The 20126-nt window shown below is 72.3% G+C and carries 20 protein-coding genes and 1 pseudogene; 6 read left to right on the plus strand and 15 right to left on the minus strand.

Annotated elements, in window-relative coordinates:
- Nucleotides 1-81 precede the first annotated feature (81 nt).
- Complete coding sequence (locus HDG69_RS16135; RefSeq protein WP_171784850.1) at nucleotides 82-1008, plus strand: SDR family oxidoreductase; 927 nt, start codon at nucleotides 82-84, stop codon at nucleotides 1006-1008.
- A gap of 206 nt (nucleotides 1009-1214) precedes the next feature.
- Here the strand turns inward: HDG69_RS16135 and HDG69_RS16140 are convergent, their stop codons facing one another.
- The 9 genes from HDG69_RS16140 to HDG69_RS16180 all read right to left on the minus strand — a co-directional run bounded on the left by HDG69_RS16140 (nucleotide 1215) and on the right by HDG69_RS16180 (nucleotide 11276).
- Nucleotides 1215-1841, minus strand: a complete 627-nt coding sequence (locus HDG69_RS16140; protein ID WP_171784851.1) for a hypothetical protein — start codon at nucleotides 1839-1841, stop codon at nucleotides 1215-1217.
- A gap of 113 nt (nucleotides 1842-1954) precedes the next feature.
- A complete protein-coding gene (locus HDG69_RS16145; RefSeq protein WP_171784852.1) occupies nucleotides 1955-2899 on the minus strand; it encodes a carbohydrate ABC transporter permease in 945 nt (314 codons plus the stop codon).
- Complete coding sequence (locus HDG69_RS16150; RefSeq protein ID WP_343036477.1) at nucleotides 2889-3821, minus strand: carbohydrate ABC transporter permease; 933 nt, start codon at nucleotides 3819-3821, stop codon at nucleotides 2889-2891. Before HDG69_RS16150 ends, HDG69_RS16145 begins: the two co-directional genes overlap by 11 nt.
- The gene (locus HDG69_RS16155) at nucleotides 3818-5125 is read right to left on the minus strand and encodes an ABC transporter substrate-binding protein (RefSeq protein WP_171784853.1); all 1308 of its coding nucleotides are present in this window, start codon (nucleotides 5123-5125) and stop codon (nucleotides 3818-3820) included. The genes HDG69_RS16150 and HDG69_RS16155 overlap by 4 nt, the downstream gene beginning before the upstream one ends.
- A gap of 27 nt (nucleotides 5126-5152) precedes the next feature.
- Nucleotides 5153-6781, minus strand: coding sequence for an FAD-dependent oxidoreductase (locus tag HDG69_RS16160; protein WP_171784854.1), 1629 nt, complete (start codon nucleotides 6779-6781; stop codon nucleotides 5153-5155).
- A 29-nt stretch (nucleotides 6782-6810) separates the two neighbouring features.
- The gene (locus tag HDG69_RS16165; protein ID WP_171784855.1) at nucleotides 6811-7863 is read right to left on the minus strand and encodes a LacI family DNA-binding transcriptional regulator; all 1053 of its coding nucleotides are present in this window, start codon (nucleotides 7861-7863) and stop codon (nucleotides 6811-6813) included.
- A gap of 177 nt (nucleotides 7864-8040) precedes the next feature.
- On the minus strand, nucleotides 8041-10020 hold the full coding sequence (locus tag HDG69_RS16170) for a carbohydrate-binding protein (RefSeq protein ID WP_171784856.1): 1980 nt from the start codon (nucleotides 10018-10020) through the stop codon (nucleotides 8041-8043).
- Between the two features lie 134 nt (nucleotides 10021-10154).
- Nucleotides 10155-10430: a hypothetical protein gene (locus HDG69_RS18725; protein WP_216645787.1), complete on the minus strand. Its 276-nt coding sequence runs from the start codon at nucleotides 10428-10430 to the stop codon at nucleotides 10155-10157.
- 528 nt (nucleotides 10431-10958) lie between these two features.
- A complete protein-coding gene (locus HDG69_RS16180; RefSeq protein ID WP_171784857.1) occupies nucleotides 10959-11276 on the minus strand; it encodes a hypothetical protein in 318 nt (105 codons plus the stop codon).
- 74 nt (nucleotides 11277-11350) lie between these two features.
- On the opposite strand from HDG69_RS16180, the gene HDG69_RS16185 reads away from it, so the two are divergent.
- Nucleotides 11351-12124: a GTP pyrophosphokinase gene (locus tag HDG69_RS16185; RefSeq protein WP_246256700.1), complete on the plus strand. Its 774-nt coding sequence runs from the start codon at nucleotides 11351-11353 to the stop codon at nucleotides 12122-12124.
- Nucleotides 12125-12144: 20 nt separating this feature from the next.
- Here HDG69_RS16185 and HDG69_RS16190 read toward each other — a convergent pair whose 3' ends face one another.
- A complete protein-coding gene (locus HDG69_RS16190) occupies nucleotides 12145-12402 on the minus strand; it encodes a hypothetical protein (RefSeq protein WP_171784858.1) in 258 nt (85 codons plus the stop codon).
- 203 nt (nucleotides 12403-12605) lie between these two features.
- Between HDG69_RS16190 and HDG69_RS16195 the strand changes: the two genes are divergently transcribed.
- On the plus strand, nucleotides 12606-13337 hold the full coding sequence (locus HDG69_RS16195; RefSeq protein WP_171784859.1) for a DUF2306 domain-containing protein: 732 nt from the start codon (nucleotides 12606-12608) through the stop codon (nucleotides 13335-13337).
- A gap of 11 nt (nucleotides 13338-13348) precedes the next feature.
- Here HDG69_RS16195 and HDG69_RS16200 read toward each other — a convergent pair whose 3' ends face one another.
- Nucleotides 13349-14905 (minus strand): pectate lyase family protein, encoded by a 1557-nt coding sequence (locus HDG69_RS16200; RefSeq protein ID WP_171784860.1) that lies wholly within the window; start codon nucleotides 14903-14905, stop codon nucleotides 13349-13351.
- 266 nt (nucleotides 14906-15171) lie between these two features.
- Complete coding sequence (locus HDG69_RS16205; protein ID WP_171784861.1) at nucleotides 15172-16005, minus strand: alpha/beta fold hydrolase; 834 nt, start codon at nucleotides 16003-16005, stop codon at nucleotides 15172-15174.
- A gap of 146 nt (nucleotides 16006-16151) precedes the next feature.
- Between HDG69_RS16205 and bla the strand changes: the two genes are divergently transcribed.
- The 3 genes and pseudogenes from bla to HDG69_RS16220 all read left to right on the plus strand — a co-directional run bounded on the left by bla (nucleotide 16152) and on the right by HDG69_RS16220 (nucleotide 18815).
- Nucleotides 16152-17219, plus strand: coding sequence for a class A beta-lactamase (gene bla / locus HDG69_RS16210; RefSeq protein WP_171784862.1), 1068 nt, complete (start codon nucleotides 16152-16154; stop codon nucleotides 17217-17219).
- Between the two features lie 124 nt (nucleotides 17220-17343).
- Nucleotides 17344-17871 (plus strand): annotated as a pseudogene (locus tag HDG69_RS16215) (CGNR zinc finger domain-containing protein); the annotation flags it as partial.
- Nucleotides 17872-17975: 104 nt separating this feature from the next.
- A complete protein-coding gene (locus HDG69_RS16220) occupies nucleotides 17976-18815 on the plus strand; it encodes a response regulator transcription factor (protein ID WP_171784864.1) in 840 nt (279 codons plus the stop codon).
- On the opposite strand, the gene HDG69_RS16225 is transcribed toward HDG69_RS16220, so the two are convergent.
- The 3 genes from HDG69_RS16225 to HDG69_RS16235 form a co-directional block, all read right to left on the minus strand.
- A complete protein-coding gene (locus HDG69_RS16225) occupies nucleotides 18791-19183 on the minus strand; it encodes an Hpt domain-containing protein (RefSeq protein ID WP_171784865.1) in 393 nt (130 codons plus the stop codon). The genes HDG69_RS16220 and HDG69_RS16225 overlap by 25 nt on opposite strands.
- 191 nt (nucleotides 19184-19374) lie before the next feature.
- Nucleotides 19375-19710, minus strand: coding sequence for an Hpt domain-containing protein (locus HDG69_RS16230; protein WP_171784866.1), 336 nt, complete (start codon nucleotides 19708-19710; stop codon nucleotides 19375-19377).
- Entirely contained in the window at nucleotides 19707-20072 is a 366-nt protein-coding gene (locus tag HDG69_RS16235) for a response regulator (RefSeq protein WP_343036478.1), read from the minus strand. The genes HDG69_RS16230 and HDG69_RS16235 overlap by 4 nt, the downstream gene beginning before the upstream one ends.
- Between the last annotated feature and the right edge of the window lie 54 nt (nucleotides 20073-20126).

Genomic DNA, 20126 nt, shown 5'->3' on the forward strand with positions numbered 1-20126 from the left:
CGAAAGGTCTCTGGGCTCACGCCCACATGCTCGCAGATCCCCGCCCGGGCGGGTCGGCAGCCCGCCGCGTAGCGTTGTTGCATGAGGTGGTCTGCGGACGGTCTGATCGCGGTGACGGGTGCGTCGGGACGGCTGGGCTCGCGTCTCGCGTTCCGGCTGGCCGCCGAAGGAGCGCACCAGCGTCTGGTGGTGCGCGACCCCACGCGGGTGCCACGCCTGGGTGACGGCCGTCCGCTGCCCGAGTGCGAGGTCGCCGTCGCCGACGGCTACGAGGACGTCGCGGGCATGCGAGCGGCGTTCGACGGGGTACCCACGGCCTTCCTCGTGAGCGCCCGCGAGTCCGCGGACCGGGTGGCCGTGCACACCGCGGCCATCGACGCCGCGGTCGCCGCCGGCGTCGAGCGCCTGGTGTACGTCTCGTTCGTCGGTGCCGCGCCGGACGCCACGTTCACCTTCGCCCGGCACCACTGGGCGACGGAGCAGCACCTGCGGCGCAGCGGGCTGCGGTGGACGATCCTGCGCGACAACCTGTACCACCAGGCGTTGGCGAGCTTCGTGGGTACCGACGACGTGATCCGCGGCCCGGCGGGTGACGGCCTGGTGGCCTCCGTGGCGCACGACGACGTCGCGGACGTCGCGACCGCGGTCCTCCTGGACGAGGACCCCCACCGGCACGACGGCGTGACGTACGACGTGACCGGGCCGATCGCCCTGAGCCTGACGCAGGTCGCGGCGCTGCTCACCCTGGCGACAGGACGCCAGATCCGGTACCACGCGGAGACCGTCGAGGAGGCGTACGCGTCCCGGGCAGGTCTCGGGGCCTCGGACGTCGAGCTCGAGGGGTGGGTGACGTCCTACACGGCCATCGCGGCCGGGGAGCTGGAGCACGTGTCGCACGACGTCTCGCGCCTGGTCGGGCGCCCGGCCCGCTCGTTCGAGCAGTGGATCGACGACTACCCGCTCGAGTGGCAGCACCTGGTGCACGGCGGTCGGGCGGGGCCGGGCTGAAGGGGCACCGTAATTCCCTTGGCACGCTCCGCCGTCGGGCATAGCGTCGTGCTCACCAACGAAGGGAGGTGATCCGAGAAGTGAAGACTCTTCGGACCAGCGAGGTGGTCGCGGGCTGAGTCCCGTGACCACCGGGACCCGCGGGTGCCGTGCCATCGTCCAGCACGGCGGGAGAAGACTCCGACCCGCGGGTCTTTCCGTGCCTGCTAGCCCTTGCCGCGCTCGCAGTAGTCGGAGATCGCGTCCGCGGCGACGTACTGCGTGACGGGGTCGGGCGAGGACGCGCAGTCCGCGACGTCCACCTCGAGCTCCTCGAACGAGATGACCGCCGCGTCCACCGCGTCGCTGCCGTCGCCGCAGGTGATCGTCACGTCGCCCGTGGTGCGCTCGGCGTAGGCGTAGAGCACGTGGGTGCCCTTGCCCACGTCGGCGAGCAGCCCGTCGGACTCGACGACGTCGGGCACCTCGGCCACGTCGACCAGCCCGCCCGCCACGGCGTCGCGCACCATCGCCTGCTGGTTCTCCGTCGCCCCGGACGTGGCGGTGGCGCCGGCGGACTCACCGCGGACCCACTCGCTGCGCACCGTGGTGGCGCCGTCGGCGGCGACCTTGACCACCTTCACCGCCGTGTAGAGGTCCTGCGAGCCCGGGCTGCCCTGCCACTCGACGGACACGCCGTCGCCACAGCTGCTCTCGACGGCGGGCGCCGTCTCGGCCGAGGCGCTCGGCGAGGCCGCGGCGTCCGTGCCGGGGCTGTCGGCCCCCGCGCACCCCGCCAGCAGCAGCACCGCACAGCCCGCCGTCGTCATCGTCCACCGTCGTCGGTCGAACATCGAACCTCCCGCATCGTTGCGCATCGCTGCCGCAACCTATCCGATGGAAAGCGCTTCACGACAGGGTGAAACCGCATCACGGCGACAACGATTCGGCAACGGTGTGACACCTGTCACCCCTTGAGCCCCGTGTGAGCGAGGCCCTGGACGAACTGCCGCTGCGCCACGAGGAACACCGCCAGCACCGGGATCACCGTCAGCGTCGTCGCCGCGAGCTGGACGTTCCACATCGGCCCGCCGTAGGCGTCGACGTACTGGGTCAGCGCCTGCGGCAGCGTGAAGTTCTCCCGGCTGGACAGGTACACGATGGGTTCCAGGTAGAGGTTCCAGGACTTGAGGAACGTGAAGATCGCGACGGCGGCCACCGCCGGGCGGGCCAGCGGGAACGCGATCCGCCAGAAGATGCCCCAGCGGCTCAGCCCGTCCATGCGCCCGGCCTCCTCCAGCTCGCGCGGCAGCCCGAGGAAGAACTGCCGCATGATGAACGTCGCGAGCACGCTCGGTGCCCCGAAGATCGGCACGACGATCAGCGGCCAGTGCGTGTCGATCAGGCCGAGGGTGTTGACCAGGCGGAACAGCGGCACGATCGTCACCTCGGCCGGCACCAGCATCCCGGCGAGCACCAGCACGAACAGCACGTTCGCGCCCGGGAAGGAGATCCGCGCGAACGCGTAGCCCGCGAGCGACGCCACCAGGATCGTGCCGGCCGTGACGAGCACGGCGATGTAGAGGCTGTTCCAGTACTGCTGGGCGAACGGCTGCAGGGCGAACACGTCGGCGTACGCGCCCCACGAGACGTCCTGCGGCCACAGCGTGGGCGGCACCCGCAGGATCTCGCTCATCGGCTTGAGGCTCGACGTCGCCATCCACCAGGTGGGGAAGACGAACGGGACGCTGAGCACCACCAGCAGCGCGACGAGCAGACCACGGACCGCCCGTGGCCGACGACGGCGCCGCGCGACCGGGACGTCACCGACGGCCGGCGGAGGTCCGGCGAGCGCCGGCGGGTCGTCGGTCGCCGGGCCGGCCACCGGTGCGGGGGAGACGTCAGACCTCATCGTGGACCCACCTCTTTCGCGTGCGCCACTGGATCAGGGTCAGGGCCAGCACGATGACGAACAGGAGCACGGAGATCGCGCTCGCGTAGCCGAACTCGTTGAAGCGGAAGGCCTGCTGGTACAGGTAGTAGACGAGCACCGTGGTGGAGTTCCCCGGCCCTCCGCCGGTGAGCACGTCGATCTGCGCGAAGACCTCCAGCGAGCCCACCACGGTGAGGATCGAGACCAGCAGCACCGTGGGGCTGATGAGCGGCAGAGTGATCGACCGGAACCGGCGCCACGCCCCGGCGCCGTCGATGCGCGCCGCCTCCTGGACCTCTTCCGGCACGCTCTGCAGCGCGGCGAGGAACAGGATCATGTTGAGGCCCACGTTCTTGAAGACCTGCACCACGATGACGGCGAGCATGGCGGTGGGACCGCTGCGCAGCCAGTTCGGCCCGTCGACGCCCAGGGCCGCGAGAAACCCGTTGATCCCGCCGTCGTCCTGCAGCAGGAAGCCCCACACGATGGTCCAGGCGACCAGGGAGACCACCACCGGCGAGAAGAAGAACGTGCGGAACGTCGTCGTGCCCGGCAGCCTCTGGTCGAGCAGCACCGCCAGGAGCAGGGCGAGCGACACGTTGAGCACCACGAGGCCGATCGAGAACCACAGGCTCGCCGCCAGCGCGTCGCGCAGCCCGGGGTCGGCGAGCATCCGCTCGTAGTTGGCGGTGCCGCTGAAGGTGAAGGTCCCCGCGAGGACGTTCCACTCGTGCAGCGAGTACCAGGCCACGGTGACCAGCGGCACGACGACGAACGCGATGGTGCCGAGCACCTGCGGGGCCACCATGGCGTAGCCCACCAGGCGGTCTCGCTCCGCCGCGGAGCCGCGGGTGCGCGAGGAGCGCACCCGCGGCCGCACGGCGACCGGTCCCGAGGTCACGACCCGGCCAGGATCGGGTCGATCGACGTGCACACGTCCGCGAGCACCGCCTCGACGTCCGCGCCCGCCGTCCACAGGGGGTCGAGCCCTGCGCGGACCGTGTCCTGCAGCTTGGCGAAGCTCGGGTGCGCCGGCTTGGTCACGGCGTCCTGGATGCCGTCGACGACGACCGCCTGCAGCTGCTCGTCGCTCAGCAGCGGGTTGGCCGCACCCAGGAGGTCCGCGGTGAGCAGCGACTCCCGCGGCGGCGGGAAGTACTGGGCGAGCTGCTCCGCGTGCTCCGGGTTGGTGAACCAGGCGAGGAAGTCGGCCGCGACGTCCGGGTTCTCCCCCTGGGCGAAGACGCCGATGCCCGCCTGCCCGATGACGTTCTGCCGGCCCTGCGGCCCGGCAGGCAGCGGCACGACGTCCCAGGCGAAGCTGTCGTCCAGCGCGGAGGCGCGAGAGATCTGCGTGATCGTCATGGCGGCGTCCCCGGCGAAGAAGTCGGCGGTCGTGCCCGGGCCGGGCATCGCGCCGTCGTCGAACGTGGCGTCGTGGATCCACGTCATCGCGTCGACCATCGCGGGGTCGGTGAAGGTGCAGGTGGCGCCGTCCTCGCTCCAGGGCGCGGCGCCCCACCCGTCCCAGACGGTCGAGAGGTTCTCCCACACCTTGTAGTCGAAGTCACGGACCACCAGGCCCTGCTTGCCGGACTCCTCGGCGGCCGCGGCGGCGACGTCCCGGGCGGCGTCGTACGTCCACTCCCCGTCCGCGACGAGATCGGCGGGCGAGTCCTGCCCGGCCGCCTCGACCTGGTCGGTGTTGACGAACATCGCGAACGGGCTGTTGGAGAACGGGTAGGCGAAGAGCCCGCCGTCCTGCTGCCACAGCGCCAGCGAGCTGTCGAGCAGGTCGTCGTAGGCGTAGCCCTCGGTGCCCTCGAGCACCGGACCGACGTCCACGAGCGCGCCGCTCTGCACGAACTCCGGCGCGTAGCTCTCGAGGATCCACGCGAGGTCGGGCGCGTTGCCGCCGGCGAGCCGGGTCGTGAGCGACGTCGTGTAGTCGTCGAAGGGGATCGCCTCGAACGTCACCTCGGAGACGAGGTCGGGGTTCTCGGCGACGTAGGCGTCGGCGATCGACTGGAAGAGGGCGAGCTGTACCTCGTCGGCCGTCCAGACGGTCATGGTCAGCGGGACCGGCTCGCTCGGGGTCTCGGGCTCGCCGGCGGCCTCGGGGTCGGACGAGCCGCAGGCCGTCAGGGCCAGGACCGCCGTGGTCGCGGCAGCCGCGGCGAGGCCGCGGCGTCGGGTGGTGTGCATCAGTGCTCCTTCGAACTGGATGGACGGTCAGTACGGATGGGCGCCGGACGCCCAGCGGATCTCGACGCCGGCGGCGACGAGCTCGTCCTGCAGCTCGGCGAGCAGGTCGGGCTTGGCGTGCACGTCGTGCGGCCGCACGCCGCGCTCGGTGCAGAACGCCGCGAGATGGCCGGCAGCCTCGCCGACGTTCCACTCCACGGGGTGCAGGCGGTAGCAGCCGTTGGTGATGTGCGTGGTGCCGATGTTCTTGGCGGCTGCCAGCAGGTTGGTGGTGCGCTCGGGCAGCAGCGCGCCCAGCGGGATCTCGAACGGGGTGGACGGCACGTCGATGTAGGTGTCGCCCCCGGTGGAGGGGTGCAGGTCGATGCGGTACATGCCCACGCCCACGCTGTCCTCGTAGCGGGTGGCACCGCGGTCCCCGCGCACCGCGAACGACACGTCGTTCTCCGTCACGGTGGTGACGGCGCGGATCCGCCGGCCCTCGCGGTGGTACGCCGCCTGCGCCAGGCCGTCGGCGGTGCCCATGACGTCGGGCCGCAGCCGCAGCCCCGGGAAACCCGTGCCCCCGTCGGGGCGCGGTGCCTCGGTCTGCATCCAGTACAGCATCGAGAGGCTGAGCTGCCGGGCGTCCTCGATCCGGGCGAGCTCGACGTCGCGGGGGACGTCGAGCACCGGCTCGAGGAAGTAGTCGATGGCCGGCCAGTTGACGAGGCAGACGTCGCTGCCCACCGCGCCCGGCTCGAGCTGGTCGCGCGCCAGGATGCGACGGAACGTCCACAGGTTCCCGTCGCCAGGGTCGCGCGACTGGTCGGCGACGACCGCTCCGGCGTCGTCGCCGGGGTTGGGCGTGAAGCTGCGGACGTCCATCGCGAGGGTGCGGGGGTTGGGCGCGTGCCACGAGAGCATCCGCTCTCCGTTCCACGGCCCGGGCCGGTAGGTGCTCCAGAAGTCGTAGCGCTCGGGCCGGTCGATGGTGTGGTCCCCGTCGGTGTGCTCGACGGCGAAGCAGACGCTGAGCGCCTGGACGTTCTGCGGCTGCGCCTCGGCCGGGGCGCTGGGCTCGCCGGTGACGTCCCGCGACTCGAACCCGGTGACGTACTCGGTGCCGGTCAGGGGCAGCAGCTCGCCGGTCTCGGTGGCGTCGAGCACGTAGCCGGCCGTGACCGTCGTGCGGGCGCCGTCGAGCACCGACTCCAGCGTCACGGCACGCACCGTGTCGCCGTCGACGTCGGCCGCGACCGGACGGACCCGCTCGAGCAGGGTGAGACGGCCCGACGCACGCCCGGGCAGCAGCATCTCCTCCAGGACACCGACGGCGACCCTCGGCTCGTGGCACAGCTTCGAGACCCAGCCCGCGCCGGGGTTGAGGGCGGTCTGCGCCCGTGCGGCGGCGGTCAACGGGTAGCGGCGGCGGTACACCTCGCGGATGCCGTCGCGCACGGCACGGTAGCGGCGGGTGACGCCGAAGTCCTCGACCCACGGGTGCTCGTCCGGCGGGACGCCCTGGGAGGTGAGCTGGCCGCCGATCCACGGGTGCTCCTCGGTGAGCACGACGCGGGCGCCGCGGTCCACGGCGGCGAGGGCTGCGGCGACGCCGCCGAGGCCGCCGCCGACGACGAGGACGTCGGTGGTGAGGTCGGTGTCGGGAGTGGGCACGGGTGCGGTCCGATCTGTCGAGGGGTGGTTCAGGGAACGAGGGGCTCGGCGTGGTGGGTCGGTGCGGCCACCGTGGCGCCCTCGACCTCCGTGCACTCCAGGAGCCGGTGCAGGTCGGCGTCCGGGACGTCGTCGGCCGCGATGAGACGCGAGAGCAGCAGCAGCGCCCGCGCACCCATCTCCTCGCGGGGGATCGCGAAGCCGGACCACTGCTGCGGGCGTCGCAGCCGGTGGTGCGGCTGACCGAGCAGCAGCACCGAGACGTCGCGCGGGACGTCCAGGCCGTGCCGGGCCAACGCGTCGTGCAGCTCCTCGGCGTCCCGCTCGGGCGACAGCACGACGGCGGTGAGCCGCTGCTCGACGACGGCCGCCACGACGGCGTCGGGCTCCTCCTCCGGCACGAGCCGGGCGCCGAGGCCCGCGTCGCGCAGGGCGTCGCGGTAGCCCTCCCAGCGGTCGGTGGTCGGCTGGTCGGTGCCCATCGCGCCGACGTAGCCGATGCGTCGGTGGCCGAGGGCGACGAGCCGTTCCACCACCCGCCGGGTGGCGCCGGTGTAGTCGGCCCCGACGTAGGGGAGCCGGCCGCCCTCGCTGGACCGCTTGCCGATGAACGCGAAGGGGTAGTTCGTGTCGAGCAGGTGCTGCAGCTCGCTGCGGTCCTCGTGCTGGCCGAGCAGCAGGCAGCCGTCGGCGATGCCGAGCCGCTGCCAGCCGTCGCGGGTCAGGCGTCGTCGCCCCTCGACCACCCGGGCGCTGGTGAACAGCAGGATGTCGATCCCGAGCTGTTCGGCCGCGTGCTCGATCCCCACGAGGAACGGTCCGTAGAAGTCCCGTCCGCCGCCCGGGAACGTCGCCTCGTAGGTGAAGACGCCGATGATCTGGTTGCGGCCCCCGGCGAGGCGCTGCGCGACGGGGTTGGCGGAGTAGCCGGTGATGCGGATCGCGTCGAGGACGCGCTGCCGGGTCTCGGCGCTGAGGCGGACGCCGGCGGGGAGCCGGTCGTTCAGCACGAACGACACGGTGGCCTGGCTGACACCGGCCATGGCGGCCACGTCGGCCTGCGTGATGCGGCGCTTCGGCATCCGATCCTCCTCGATCCGTCGACGGCGACGTGATCGGAAGTCTGCCTCGGCGCGAGGGGCGGGAACAAGACGATTATGCGCATTATTATCGGTCCCACGAAAGGGCCCTCAGCCGCAGCATCTCGCGGCTGAGGGCCCTTCCCGGCGCATTATCCGAGCGCCTGGCGTCGGTGGCGGTCAGACGCAGGCGCCCTCGTCCTGCCAGGGGCCCCACAGCGACGACCCGGGCTCCTGGCCACGGGTCCACCAGGCTGCCGCCCACCGGTGACCGTCGTGCACGACGACGTCACCCGCCCCGTGCACGGCGCTCGCCGTCCAGGCGACGCCGCAGCCGGTGGCCGCGCCCTGCTCGGCCCACGGCCCGTGGAGGCTCGCACCGGGTTCGTCGCCGCTGCTCCACCACAGCGCCTCCCAGGTGGCGTCGTCGTACGCGACCACGTCCCCGCCGACGTACACCGCCGTGGCGTCCCACGCGTCGCCGGGGGCGTCGCACGCGGCCGACTCGGCCGCCGTCGGCGTCCAGCGGAACCAGTCGAAGGTCGCCTCGATCTCCGGGGCCGCGGTAGCACCGCGCAGCGCCGAGACGCCGAGGCCGGTCGGCGCGAGCTCGGCGAGCGGCACCGCACGGCCGACCGGGACGAACTCCTGCCCGTCGACCGAGGCGCGGGCGAGGACGTCGGTGCCGTCGCTGGTCAGGCGAAGCCAGACCGTCGTCCCCGTGCCCGCCGGGACCGGAGGGGTGTCGATCGAGCTGTTGCGCTCCGAGCCGGCCTGCCGCCAGATGTACGAGAAGCGCAGCCCGTTCGTCCCGTACCCGTAGTCGAGCTTGGCGTAGGTGTCGCCGGAGGTGTGCAGGATCAGGCCGGCCTGCTGGAAGCGCTCACGCGGGTCGACGTCCACCTGGGTGGTGACCTCCCAGGGGCCCTCGGGGACCTGCTGCACCGGGAACGCGGCCCCCGCCACCCCGGAGCCGTACGTCGGGACCGTCAGTGCGCCGTCGGCCACGGCGTGCCGGGCGACGTCCGGGTTGACGACCTCCCAGCGCTCGTCGAGGGTGCTGCCGCCGAACTCGTCCGACGCCGCCCCGCTGCACTGCTCCCGCAAGGGGTCCGGGTCGGGCGGCGACGGCTCGACACGCGTGGCGTAGGCGATGGTGGCGCCGAGCCGGTCGCCCGACTCGTAGAACAGGTAGGTGTCCTCGCCGTCCGTGACGATCTCCGGCGCGGCGACCCGCCCGACGTCGTCGCCGATCCCGGAAGCACGGTGCAGCACCCGCTGCGGCCCGACCTCCGTGACCGTCGGGTCGACCGTGCGGGCATAGGTCACGCCCGAGGACCCGTGGTAGGTGATGTAGTCCTGGCCCTGCCACCGGAAGAGGTTGCCTCCCGAGACGTTGCGTCCGGTCTCGGCGTCGGGGACCACCACCGGGTCAGGGCGCACGTCCCAGGACCTGCCGTCGACCGACTCGGCCATCTTGATGCGGCGGATGTCGTCGGTGCGGTTCTGCATGTAGAACATGCCCCACCGGTACGCGGAGCCCGGGTCCGGGTGCGCGAAGACGCGGGCGTACGACGTCTCGGTGGTCCCCGGACCCCCGTCCGCGTTCGTCACCGCGACACCCGAGTCGTCGAACGTGACGCCGTCGTCCGAGCTCGCCCACCGCGTCGTGGAGTTCTCGCCGTGGAAGTACAGCAGCACCTCACCGGCGGCGTCGTCCCACACGGCGTCCGGCGAGGACACGTGGGAGACCCGGTCGTAGTGCGGCGGCCACTCGTTCGCGATGAGCGGGTTCTCGGCGTGCTCGGTCCACGGGCCGTCCAGGGAGTCCGCGTACATCAGCGCGATGCCACCCGGGGGGTCGTGCGGGGCGTAGTACAGGTACCACTCACCGAGCGGGTCGGTGAGGTGCTCGCCGGCGTGGAAGACGCTCGGGAAGATGAACTCGTCGGTCGGGTTGAAGATCATCTCGTCCTTGTCGATGATCCGGCCCGAGAACGCGAACTGCGGGAGCCGCGGCTCGTCGTCGTCCGCCGTCGTGGCGGGACCACCCGGAGCGGCGGTGGCCGCCGACGGCGCCACGAGAGCGCCGATCATCAGGACCGCTGTCGTGGCGAGCGCCGTGAACCGGCGTCCGCGTCGGGATCGTCGCTGTGTCACGTTGACCTCCGTCGGTGAGCGCGACGGCATCGTCGCCGTCGGCGCCGGGGCGTGCCCGGCACCGGCAGTCTCCGGAGGTCCTGCGACTCAGGTCAACGACATGATGCGCATTATTACTGCCGAGCCGGCGAGGGTCAGACCTCCGTCGACGGCCCAGGCCCTGCGGATTCGTACCGTGCCGCCCGCCTCTCGCCGACGGCCTTGAGCCTCCCGCCGTCGACGAGCCGCTTCAGGATGGTCCTGGCTTGTGGCGGTGAGGTCTGGCAGAGCTCGGCGGCGCGTCCACGAGTGATCGAGCCGAAGGCGCCGACGTGGTCAAGGATCGTTCGCTCCTGCTGCAACGGATCGACACCCCTGACCCGAACGTCGGCGTTCCGGTCTTCAGCACGGTCGTAGAAGCGTGCCGTCACGTGGTACCGACGGTTCCGACCGTCCCCACGGGCTTCGAGGATGCCCTGTTCGACGAGGCATGTCGCACCACCGAGCGCGCCCTGGCGAGGGACAGTCCTGGAGCGCTCGCCATCTCGGCGCCGCTGGCCGACCCCGCACCCTTCACCTCGTGGACCACCAGGAGCTCCGGGAGCTCGAGAGTTCGCTGTCGTTCGTCCTCCCACGCAAGGAGAAGACGCACGCGATCGAGGTCCGCAGTCCCGAGGGGGACCGTCACCGTCACGGAATCGGGAGTGCTCCGCGAGTAGTCGGGAGCGTCACGGCCGGCTCGCAACTGCTGCTCGAACATGCCGTTGACGCCCTTCCCCCGTCGCTCGACCGATCCGGCCCGCTTGAAAGCTGCGGCGAGCAGGGGACTGCGTGGCTATGCATCACTTTGAGTCGTGCGACGACTGCCCTGCGGGCAACTCATAACTCTTGAATCCACTGCCAGTCTGCTCGCCCCCCGGACACCGGCAACCAGCCGACGGTGACCCCCGCACGACGCATCACTGATGCGTGAACGGGTTCGACCGGTCGATCGTCGAGCCGGGGCCGGTGCTCCCGGCGTCCTTGCTGGCGGTCGACCCCGTCCCGGCACCGTTCGCCCTCGCGCGCTCCTGGCCGCGACGGACCACGCTCAGGATGGCGATCCCCGTGCCGGCGACGCACAGCCCGACCACACCGATGAAGATGCCGAAGGGGATGACGTCCAACGAGAGCAGCACCACCGCCGTCGCCAGGACGGCGCCCTCGACGAGCGCGATCACGAGGAAGCTCTTGGACAGGGCGTTGCCTGGAACGGCAGCCGGGCGCGGATCGTTCATCCCACGAGCATAGAGCGACGGACCGGACCCGGTGACGATGCCCGCCGCCCACCGCCACCACCGAGGAGCAGGCCATGACCACGACAGACAGCGCCGACGCCGGTGCCGTCCCCTTCGCGGAGGCCGGCCTCGAGCAGCAGCTGCTCGCCCGATGGGCCGACCGGACCCCCGACGACCTACCGGACCCCGCACAGATCGACCCGATGCTCGCGCAGCTCCGTGCGCTGCGCGACGAGTTCACGCGGCTGCAGCTCTACTACCAGTTCGGGATCGACGAGGTCTCGACGAAGGTCAACATCCTGCGCCAGGAGTTCGAGAGCATCCACGACTACAGCCCGATCGAGCATGTCCGCACCCGCCTGAAGTCGGCGGACAGCCTGCTCGCGAAGGCCGTGCGGCAGGGCACCGACCTGACGCTGCCGGCCGTCCGCGCGGAGATCCGCGACATCGCCGGCATCCGGATCACCTGCAGCTTCGTCTCCGACGTCTACTGGATCGCCGAGATGCTCTCCGCCCAGCAGGACCTGACCGTCCTCGCCACCAAGGACTACATCGCGGCGCCCAAGGCCAACGGCTACCGCTCGCTGCACCTCATCGTCGAGGTGCCGGTGTTCCTCTCCGCGGGCGTCGAGCACATCCCGGTCGAGCTGCAGATCCGCACCATCGCGATGGACTTCTGGGCGAGCACCGAGCACAAGCTCTTCTACAAGTACCGCAACGAGCTGCCGTCGCACCTGGCCGCGGAGATCGAGGACGCCGGTCGGGTGGCCGCCGAGCTCGACGAACGCATGGGGCGGCTGCGCGACGAGATCCGGCCGCGCGACCACGGCGTCCTGGACGCCCTGTAGGCCGTCGAGCCGACGGGGGCCTACCCGCCCAGCAGGACCAGCAGGTACACCGCGAGGGCCATGAGCACCAGTCCGACGAGGGCGACGACCCGGTCGGTCCGTGAGCCCCAGAACTGGACGACGAACGCGACGACGAACCACCCGGCGACCAGCGTCAGCGCGACCTGCGGGGTGGCGAAGAGCGCAAACATCACGAACTGCGCCACGAGGAACATGGCCGCCCCGACCGGTACCGCCGAGGCGTTCCAGGGGCTCGACACGCGCTGCTCACCGTTCATGGACCGCTCCAGACGTCCGGGCCGCTTCCGCCGACGAGCGGATCGCGGACACGCTGGCACACGGTCGTCGGTGCGGGCAAGAGAGCTCGCCGACGAGGTCCACCCCTACACCGTCCCGGGCGCCCATGCCCAGGGTGCGTCCAGGGTCAGGCTCAGGCAGATCCCTGATGTGCTGCCCCCACGCACGCTGGGTCAATGGAGCCATGAACCAGCCCGCACCGGCCGCGGTGGACCGCCGCCGGACCTGGAGCCTCACCGCGCTCACCCTGCTGTCGGTCACCGTCGCGGCCGTCGCCGTCACGCCGTACCTCGCCACGACACTCGCCGAGCTCGCTGCCGACGACGCCGGGCTGGCCGCCGGGTACGTCGACCGTCCGGTCGGCGTCCTGGTCGCGTTCTACCTCCACGTGGTGGCAGGCGGCATCGCCCTGCTGCTCAGCCCGTGGCAGCTCTGGCCGGGGCTTCGTCGTCGCCACCCGCGGCTGCACCGGTGGACGGGGCGGGCGATCCTGCCGGCCGTCGCCGTCGCCGGGCTGCCCGGGCTCGTCCTCGCCCCCGGCAACCAGGCCGGCACGGTCGGGACGCTCGGCTTCGGGGCGCTCGGCGTGCTGTGGCTCTGGACGTCGTGGCTCGGGTTCGCGGCGATCCGGCGGCACGACGTCGAGGCGCACCGGACGTGGATGACGCGCGCCTTCGCACTCACCTTCGCCGCGGTCACGCTCCGCGTCTGGACAGGGGTGCTGGTCGGCGCGCAGGAGCTGGCGCTGGGCGACTCGTTCGACGCCGGGACGGCGTTCGACCGTGCCTACGCCCTGGTGCCGTTCCTGTGCTGGGTGCCGAACCTGGCAGTGGCCGAGTGGCTGGTGCGCAGGCGACGCCGGCAGGGCGGTCGGGGCCACGAGGGACCGGTCAGGGAGGCCCTCGTGGCCCCGTAGGGAGGTGGTGGTCAGCCGCCGTAGGTCTCGAGCTCGGCGACCTTCGGGGTGCCGGTCGACCCGGTGATCTCGAAGTTGATCTTGCGCAGCGTCGTCGCGGGGAACGTGATCACACCGGCACCGCTGCCGGTGGCCAGCACCGCACCGGTGTCGTTGTTCACCACACGCCACGACCCGATGTTGCCGACGGCGTCCGCGGCCTCGCGGACGTTGATCGACGACACGGTGGTGTCGCTGCCCCACTTGACGGAGATCCGGCCGGTCGACCCCGAGGGCGACCAGAAGCTGCTCATGTCGCCGTCGCGCACGTCGCCGTAGCTGGTGCCGCTGGCCTTCGACGAGCCGTCCGAGCCGGCACCGATCGAGAGGTTGGTGCCGGTGGGCGGGTCGGTCGGCTCAGGGTCGGTCGGCTCAGGGTCCGGCGTCGGCTCGGTCGGGTCGGTCGGGTCGGGGTTCTGCGGGGTGCAGGAGCCGTCCGAGACCTGGTTCCCCTTGTTCGCCCCGGCGGTGGCCGCCAGCAGGTTCGGCACGCAGCTCGCGTCGTCGAGGTCGTAGGAGTAGGGGATGGCGACGGTGGTGGTCGACGTCGGGTTCGGTCCGGCAGGGTTGTTGTCGCTGCCGGGGCTGGACCAGGTGACGTTGTCGAAGATGTTGCCGTCGACCTCCCAGTCGCCGCCCTTGTCCGTGTAGAAGGTGCCGAGGACGTCCTTGGAGTCCTCGAAGTAGTTGTGGTCGACCTTGACCTGGGCGCCCACTCGCGAGTTGATGCCGGACTTGGTGATGCCCACGAAGTGGTTGTTGTACGTGTGGGCGGTCCCGGCGCGCAGCAGCGGGGCCCGGGAGTCGATGTTCTGGTACAGGTTGTGGTGGTACGTCACGGGGCCGTTGCCCGTGTCGCTGTCGCTGGAGCCGACGAGCCCGCCACGACCGGAGTTGCGCAGGATGCTGTACGAGAGGGTCACGTACCGCGTGTTGTTCTTCATGTCGAACAGCGCGTCGTAGCCGTCGTCCTCGCCGCCGGACGCCTCGAGGGTCACGTGGTCGACCCAGACGTTGCTGACGTCCTTCTCCATGCCGATGGCGTCGCCGCCGTTGGAGGTGGGCGAGCCGGACTTCTTGACGTTCCGCACGTGCACGTTCTGGATGATGATGTTGCTCGAGTCGCGGATGTGGATGCCGAGCTGGTCGAACAGGGCGCCGGCGCCGATGCCGACGAGCGTGACGTTGCTGATCTCCTTCAGCTCGATGACGTCGTCGGCGGTGTTGCAGCTGCTGCCGGAGACCTTGCTGGTGTTGCCGTGGTTGATCGTCCCTTCCACCTCGATGACGATCGGGGTGTCGCTCGCGGCGCGGTCGCACAGCGCGGCGTGGATCTGGGTACCGGTGGTGGCCCGGACGGTCTCGCCGCCGGCCCCGCCGGTGGTCCCGCCGTTCTGGGTGGCGAACCCGGTGGCGCTGCCGGTCGCGGCGTGCGCGTCGTGCGTCCACAGGGCGGTCACCCCCAGGGCGCCGGCCAGGGCCAGGGTGGCCCCCGCCGCCGTGAGTCGTGCTGCGGCTGTCTTCGTCATCGTTGCCTCACTTCGTCATCGAAATCGGGCGTTGCGGGTGGTGCGACGCGTCGCAGCGGACTTTCCGCCGTCGGGCAACGCTGCCCGGGGCGACGCGTGGCCTCATCGAGAGAGCCCCCGCGTGCCGTGGTCCGACGCTGGATCACGACACCCAGATGAGGTCGTTCACGGGGAACCGCTTTCTCACCATAGAGACCGGTTTCTCGCACCGCAAGTTCACCCACAGATTCACCCGCTGCCGAGTTGCCGGACGACGTGGGGGCTGATCAGGCGGCCCGCAACCGGTCCAGGGCGACCGGGAGGGCCGCCAGCACACCGATGTGCCCGTCCCGCGGCCGCAGCCACAGCTCGCCGGCGGGCGGCCCGGCGAGCAACCGCTCACCGTGGTGGCGGGGGACCACCCGGTCGGCGCCGCCCTGCACCACCAGCGTCGGCGCCGAGACGTCCGCGAGCGCCACGCCCCACGGGCGGACGAACGCGAGGTCGTCGTCCACGAGCCCGCCCGGCCACTCCCGCCCGGCGCGTGCGGCGTCGTCCCCGAGATCCGCCCAGGCGCCAGCGAGCACGGCGTAGTCGCCGTCCGTGAAGCTCGACGGCTCGAACTCGGCCGTCTCGGCGTACCGTTCGCGCGCCGCGGGACCGTCGAGCGCGGCGCGCAGGCCGCCGTCGTCGGCCATCCCGGTGAACCATGTCTCGGTGCCGTCGTACGGTGCGATCCCGGCCAGGGTCACCACGCCGGTCACGAGCTCGGGGCGCACGGCCGCCAGCGCGAGGGCGTGCGGGCCGCCCCCGGAGGCGCCGACGGCGACGCAGCGGGTCACCCCGAGCGCGTCGAGGGCGTGGGCGACGTCGGCGGCGGCATCCGCCACCGAACGTCCGGGCACGCGCGGGGAACCGCCGTAGCCGGGGCGAGCAGGTGACAGCACGCGCAACCCCCGCGCCTCGGCCGCGGCGAGCACCGGGGCGAGCAGAGCGCCGGACTGCGGCGACCCGTGGTGCCACACGACCACCGGGACGCTCCGCTCCTGGGCGCCCGGGGCGCTGTCGTGCACCACGAGGGGTCGCCCGTCGGGCAGGTCGATCGTGTGCGGGTCGGTCATCATGCGGTCCTCTCGTCGGACAGGTCGACCTCCGTCCGCGCGGGGACTCATCGGTGCCCCCCTGGGCCCGTGCCGGGCACCTCCCGTGGCAGTCTTCCTCAGGAGCACCCTGCACGCAGGCCCCGACCCCTGAGGAGAGAGCGTCCGTGCCATACCCCCGCAGACCGGCCCTGGCTGGCCTGGTCGTCCTGGCACTGGCGGCCTGCACGGCGGCCGAGCCGTCCGCAGCCGGACCGCCGACGGGCCCGACCGACGGTCCCACCGCGAGCCCCACCACCTCGGCTCCCGCGCCGAGCCCGACGGCGGACGGCGCACCCGCCGTCGACGACGCGATGGCGGCCCTCGAGGAGGAGTACGAGGCCCGCATCGGGGTCGCCGCGCTCGACACGGGCACCGGTGAGCGCGTCGAGCACCGGGCCGACGAGCGCTGGGGCTACGCCTCGACGATCAAGGTCTTCGTCGCGGCCGAGCTGCTGCGCACCACCACCGCCGAGCAGCGGGCCGAGCGGGTCACCTGGTCGGCGCAGGAGGTGGAGGTCGCCGGCTACTCCCCGGTGACCGGCGAGCACCTCGACGACGGCCTGACCCTCGACGAGCTGGCCGAGGCGGCCGTCCGCGAGAGCGACAACGCGGCCACCAACCTGCTCTTCGAGCGCATCGGCGGCCCCGACGGCCTGCGTGCGGCGTTCGAGCTGCTCGATGACACGACGACCGAGCCGGTGCGCACGGAGCCCGACCTGAACACGGTCGAGCCGGGCAGCACCGACGACACGACCACGCCGGCCGCGTTCACCGCCGACCTCGACACGATCCTGCACGGCGGGTGGCTCGCGCCGGAGGATGCCGACCTGCTCCTCGGGTGGATGACGGGCAACGCCACGGGCGACTCGCTGGTCCGCGCGGGTGCGCCGGAGGGCTGGACGGTCGCGGACAAGTCCGGGGGCGCGGGCGCGCTGCGCCACGACGTCGCCGTCGTCACGCCCCCGGGCCGTGACCCCGTCGTGGTGACGATCCTCACCGAGCGGGACGACCCGGACGCAGGCACGGACGACGAGCTGGTCGCACGGACCGCAGCCGCCGTCCTGGACCGGCTCAGCCAGCGGTCCGGGCGTCACGGCAGCTCGCGGGTCAGCGCCACCGGCGCCGGGTGCCGGTGGTCCTGCAGGTCGACGCGCCGCGTGCCGCAGTCGACGCAGCGCACGTACAGGACGTGACCGGTCGAGACCGGGTGGCTCGACTCGACGATCCAGCCGTGCTCGTGCGTGGCCGCCGTCGTCAGGTGCTGTTCGCCGTGGGTCTCGAGAGTCGTCATGCCACCCAGCGTGGTGTCATGGTCTTGTGCATCTCAACCCTTACGGCGAGTACGCGGTCCTGCTCGCCGCGTCGCTCGCCGACGACTGGCCCGCCGACCGCGACGGCATCGAGGCCCGCGCCCGCGAGTTCGGCATGACCATGGCCTTCCCCGTCGCACCCGACGACCACGCGCGCACCCGGCGCGTCGTCGACGACTGGCTCGCCGTCGTCGACGCCGACGACCCCGGCGAGCGGGCCCGCCTCCTCAACGCCCAGATGGCCGCCGCCGCCGCCTACCCGCGCCTCACCGACCACGACGGCGAGGGATGGCACCTGCACTACCGCGACGACGACCAGTCGCTGCCCCACGTGCTGCACGCCGTCATCAGCGTCGGCACGGCCCTGCACCTGACCACCCGCGGCATGCACCGCCTGCGCCGGTGCGAGGCAGGGACGGAACCTGGCGACCCGTGCACCGCCGTCGTCGTCGACGTCACCCGCAACGGACGACGGCGCTACTGCTCGGTCCGGTGCGCCAACCGGGCCGCCGTCCGCCGGCACCGGACCCGTGCACGCGCCGGGAACCGCGCCTCCGTCGACCTCCCCCGAGGCGACCAGCTCACCGAATCGCCAGCGATGACCGTGCGCTCCAGGCAACCCCCCACTACCGTGGCGCCATGACCGCCGGACCGGAACAGCAACGCACGGACGCCGCCGGCCACGAACGCACCGCGGTCATCGTCGAGGACGACGCCGAGATCCGGGCACTCCTCGACGAGGTCCTCACGCAGGCCGGGTTCGTGACGTACACCGCCGTCGACGGTCACAGCGGCGTGGAGCTCGTGACGCGCACGAACCCCCTGGTGACCACGCTCGACGTCTCCCTGCCCGACATCGACGGGTTCGAGGTGTGCCGCCGGATCCGCGCCGTGTCGAACACCTTCGTGGTCATGCTCACCGCCCGCACCGACGAGATCGACGCCCTCATGGGCCTCGACGCCGGCGCGGACGACTACCAGACCAAGCCGTTCCGCCCCCGCGAGCTCCGCGCCCGCATCGAGGCGATGCTGCGCCGCCAGCGCCGTGCCGACCCGCCGGGCGCCCTGTCGACCGGCTCCGCCCCGGACGGCGTCCCGGCGCCCGCACCGGCCCTGGCGCTGCCCCACGCCTCGGGCGCGACGGAGGCCTCGGCCATCGGCACCATCGACGGCCTCCTCGTCGACACAGCGGGCCGCACCGTCAGCGTGGACGGCGAGGAGGTGCACCTGACCCGCAGCGAGTTCGACCTCCTGGCCGCCCTCGCCCGCGCCCCGGGCCGCGTGCTGTCCAAGGACACGCTCGTCAGGGTCCTGTGGGGCGACGAGTACGACGCCGGCACCCTGGTCACCCCCGCCGACCGACGCAGCATCGAGGTCCACATGGCGAACCTGCGGCGCAAGATCGGTGACGACCCTTCCTCACCGCGCTGGATCCGCACGGTCCGCGGGGTCGGCTACCGCTTCGACCACCGGCCCTGACCGAGCGCGGCCCGCACCAGGGCCGCCGCCGTCTGCGCCTCGTCCATCACGTCGCGCGCCAGACTGCGGGCGGACGCCACGTCGTCGTCGCCCCGGCCCTCGTCCAGCGCCGCCTGGCAACGCCACGCAGCCTGGGCGAAGTCGTCCAGACCCAGCATCACCGCCGAGCTGTGCAGCGTCAGCAGCCGCACCCGCGCGGCCTCCCGGTCACCACGCGCCAACGCGTTGCGGCAGGAGGTCAGGCGGCGAGGGAGCAGCTCGAGCCAGATGGACGCGAACCGGTCCACCGCCGACTCGTCCCCCTCGAGCTCGTCGACCAGGCCCTGCCACGCCCGGGCCACGGCCGCGACGGGCTCGGGGCCGATCATGTCCGACGGGCGGTCGGCGCGCCCGGCGCGGCGGGACGTGACAGGCGTCGCGCGCGCAGGACGGTCATGTCGGACTCCAGGGTCGATCGGCGTCATCCCCTCGATCGTGGCCAACCCACCTCGCGGAGGGCTGCCGATCTCAGCAGGATTCGCTCAGGATCCGCTCAAGATCACCGCAGCAGCACCCCTGGTCAGCGACGACGCAGGTCCTGCACCGTCGCTCGCAGGCGGCCCAGGGCCGGGACACGCCGCGCGGAGCGCCCGTCACGCAGGAGGGACTCGAGGTCCCGGGCGGCCTCGGCGAGCTCACCGTCACCGAACGTCCCGGCCGACCCGGCGATCGAGTGGCACAGCAGGACCGCCTCGTCACGCGCCGCGACGTCGAACAGGTCCTCGCCGGGCGGGACCAGGTCCAGGACACGGTCGGCACGTTCGAGGTTGCGCCGACGGGCGGCGGCGGCGAGGCGCGCCACCGCGTCGTCCATCGCGTCGCCCCCGGCACCGCTGCCGGGCGGTCCGGCGCTCATGACGACCAGCCGAGGACGTCGGCGAGCCGTCCGGGCAGACCGAGCGGGTCGAAGGGCTTGGTGATCACCCCGACCGCCCCCAGACCGTCGAGCCGGTCGATGTCCTGCGACCCCACCTTCGCGGTGAGGAAGACGACGGGCACCTCCCGCAGCTCGTCGATGGTGCGCATCCACGCCAGCACGGTCGGTCCGTCGAGGGTCGGCATCATGACGTCGAGCAGGACGACGTCCGGTCGTACCCGCAGCGCGAGCTCGACGCCGTCGGCGCCGTCGCCCGCGGTCTGCACGTCGTGCCCTCCGACGGCGGACAGGGCCAGGGCCGCGACCTCGCGGATCGACGGGTCGTCGTCGACGACCACCACGCACCGCCCGCTGCTTCCCACGTGCTCCGTCCCCCCCGGTGACCGGATGTCGTC

The organism is Isoptericola halotolerans (assembly GCF_013149785.1).
In the GTDB taxonomy this organism is placed as follows: Bacteria; Actinomycetota; Actinomycetes; order Actinomycetales; family Cellulomonadaceae; genus Isoptericola; species Isoptericola halotolerans.

Coding starts and splice junctions, on each gene's coding strand:
- HDG69_RS16135 (WP_171784850.1), top strand. CDS start 82: ATGAGGTGGTCTGCGGACGGTCTGATCGCGGTGACGGGTGCGTCGGGA.
- HDG69_RS16140 (WP_171784851.1), bottom strand. CDS start 1,841: ATGTTCGACCGACGACGGTGGACGATGACGACGGCGGGCTGTGCGGTG.
- HDG69_RS16145 (WP_171784852.1), bottom strand. CDS start 2,899: ATGAGGTCTGACGTCTCCCCCGCACCGGTGGCCGGCCCGGCGACCGAC.
- HDG69_RS16155 (WP_171784853.1), bottom strand. CDS start 5,125: ATGCACACCACCCGACGCCGCGGCCTCGCCGCGGCTGCCGCGACCACG.
- HDG69_RS16165 (WP_171784855.1), bottom strand. CDS start 7,863: ATGCCGAAGCGCCGCATCACGCAGGCCGACGTGGCCGCCATGGCCGGT.
- HDG69_RS16180 (WP_171784857.1), bottom strand. CDS start 11,276: ATGAACGATCCGCGCCCGGCTGCCGTTCCAGGCAACGCCCTGTCCAAG.
- HDG69_RS16185 (WP_246256700.1), top strand. CDS start 11,351: ATGACCACGACAGACAGCGCCGACGCCGGTGCCGTCCCCTTCGCGGAG.
- HDG69_RS16190 (WP_171784858.1), bottom strand. CDS start 12,402: ATGAACGGTGAGCAGCGCGTGTCGAGCCCCTGGAACGCCTCGGCGGTA.
- HDG69_RS16195 (WP_171784859.1), top strand. CDS start 12,606: ATGAACCAGCCCGCACCGGCCGCGGTGGACCGCCGCCGGACCTGGAGC.
- HDG69_RS16200 (WP_171784860.1), bottom strand. CDS start 14,905: ATGACGAAGACAGCCGCAGCACGACTCACGGCGGCGGGGGCCACCCTG.
- HDG69_RS16205 (WP_171784861.1), bottom strand. CDS start 16,005: ATGACCGACCCGCACACGATCGACCTGCCCGACGGGCGACCCCTCGTG.
- HDG69_RS16220 (WP_171784864.1), top strand. CDS start 17,976: ATGACCGCCGGACCGGAACAGCAACGCACGGACGCCGCCGGCCACGAA.
- HDG69_RS16225 (WP_171784865.1), bottom strand. CDS start 19,183: ATGATCGGCCCCGAGCCCGTCGCGGCCGTGGCCCGGGCGTGGCAGGGC.
- HDG69_RS16230 (WP_171784866.1), bottom strand. CDS start 19,710: ATGAGCGCCGGACCGCCCGGCAGCGGTGCCGGGGGCGACGCGATGGAC.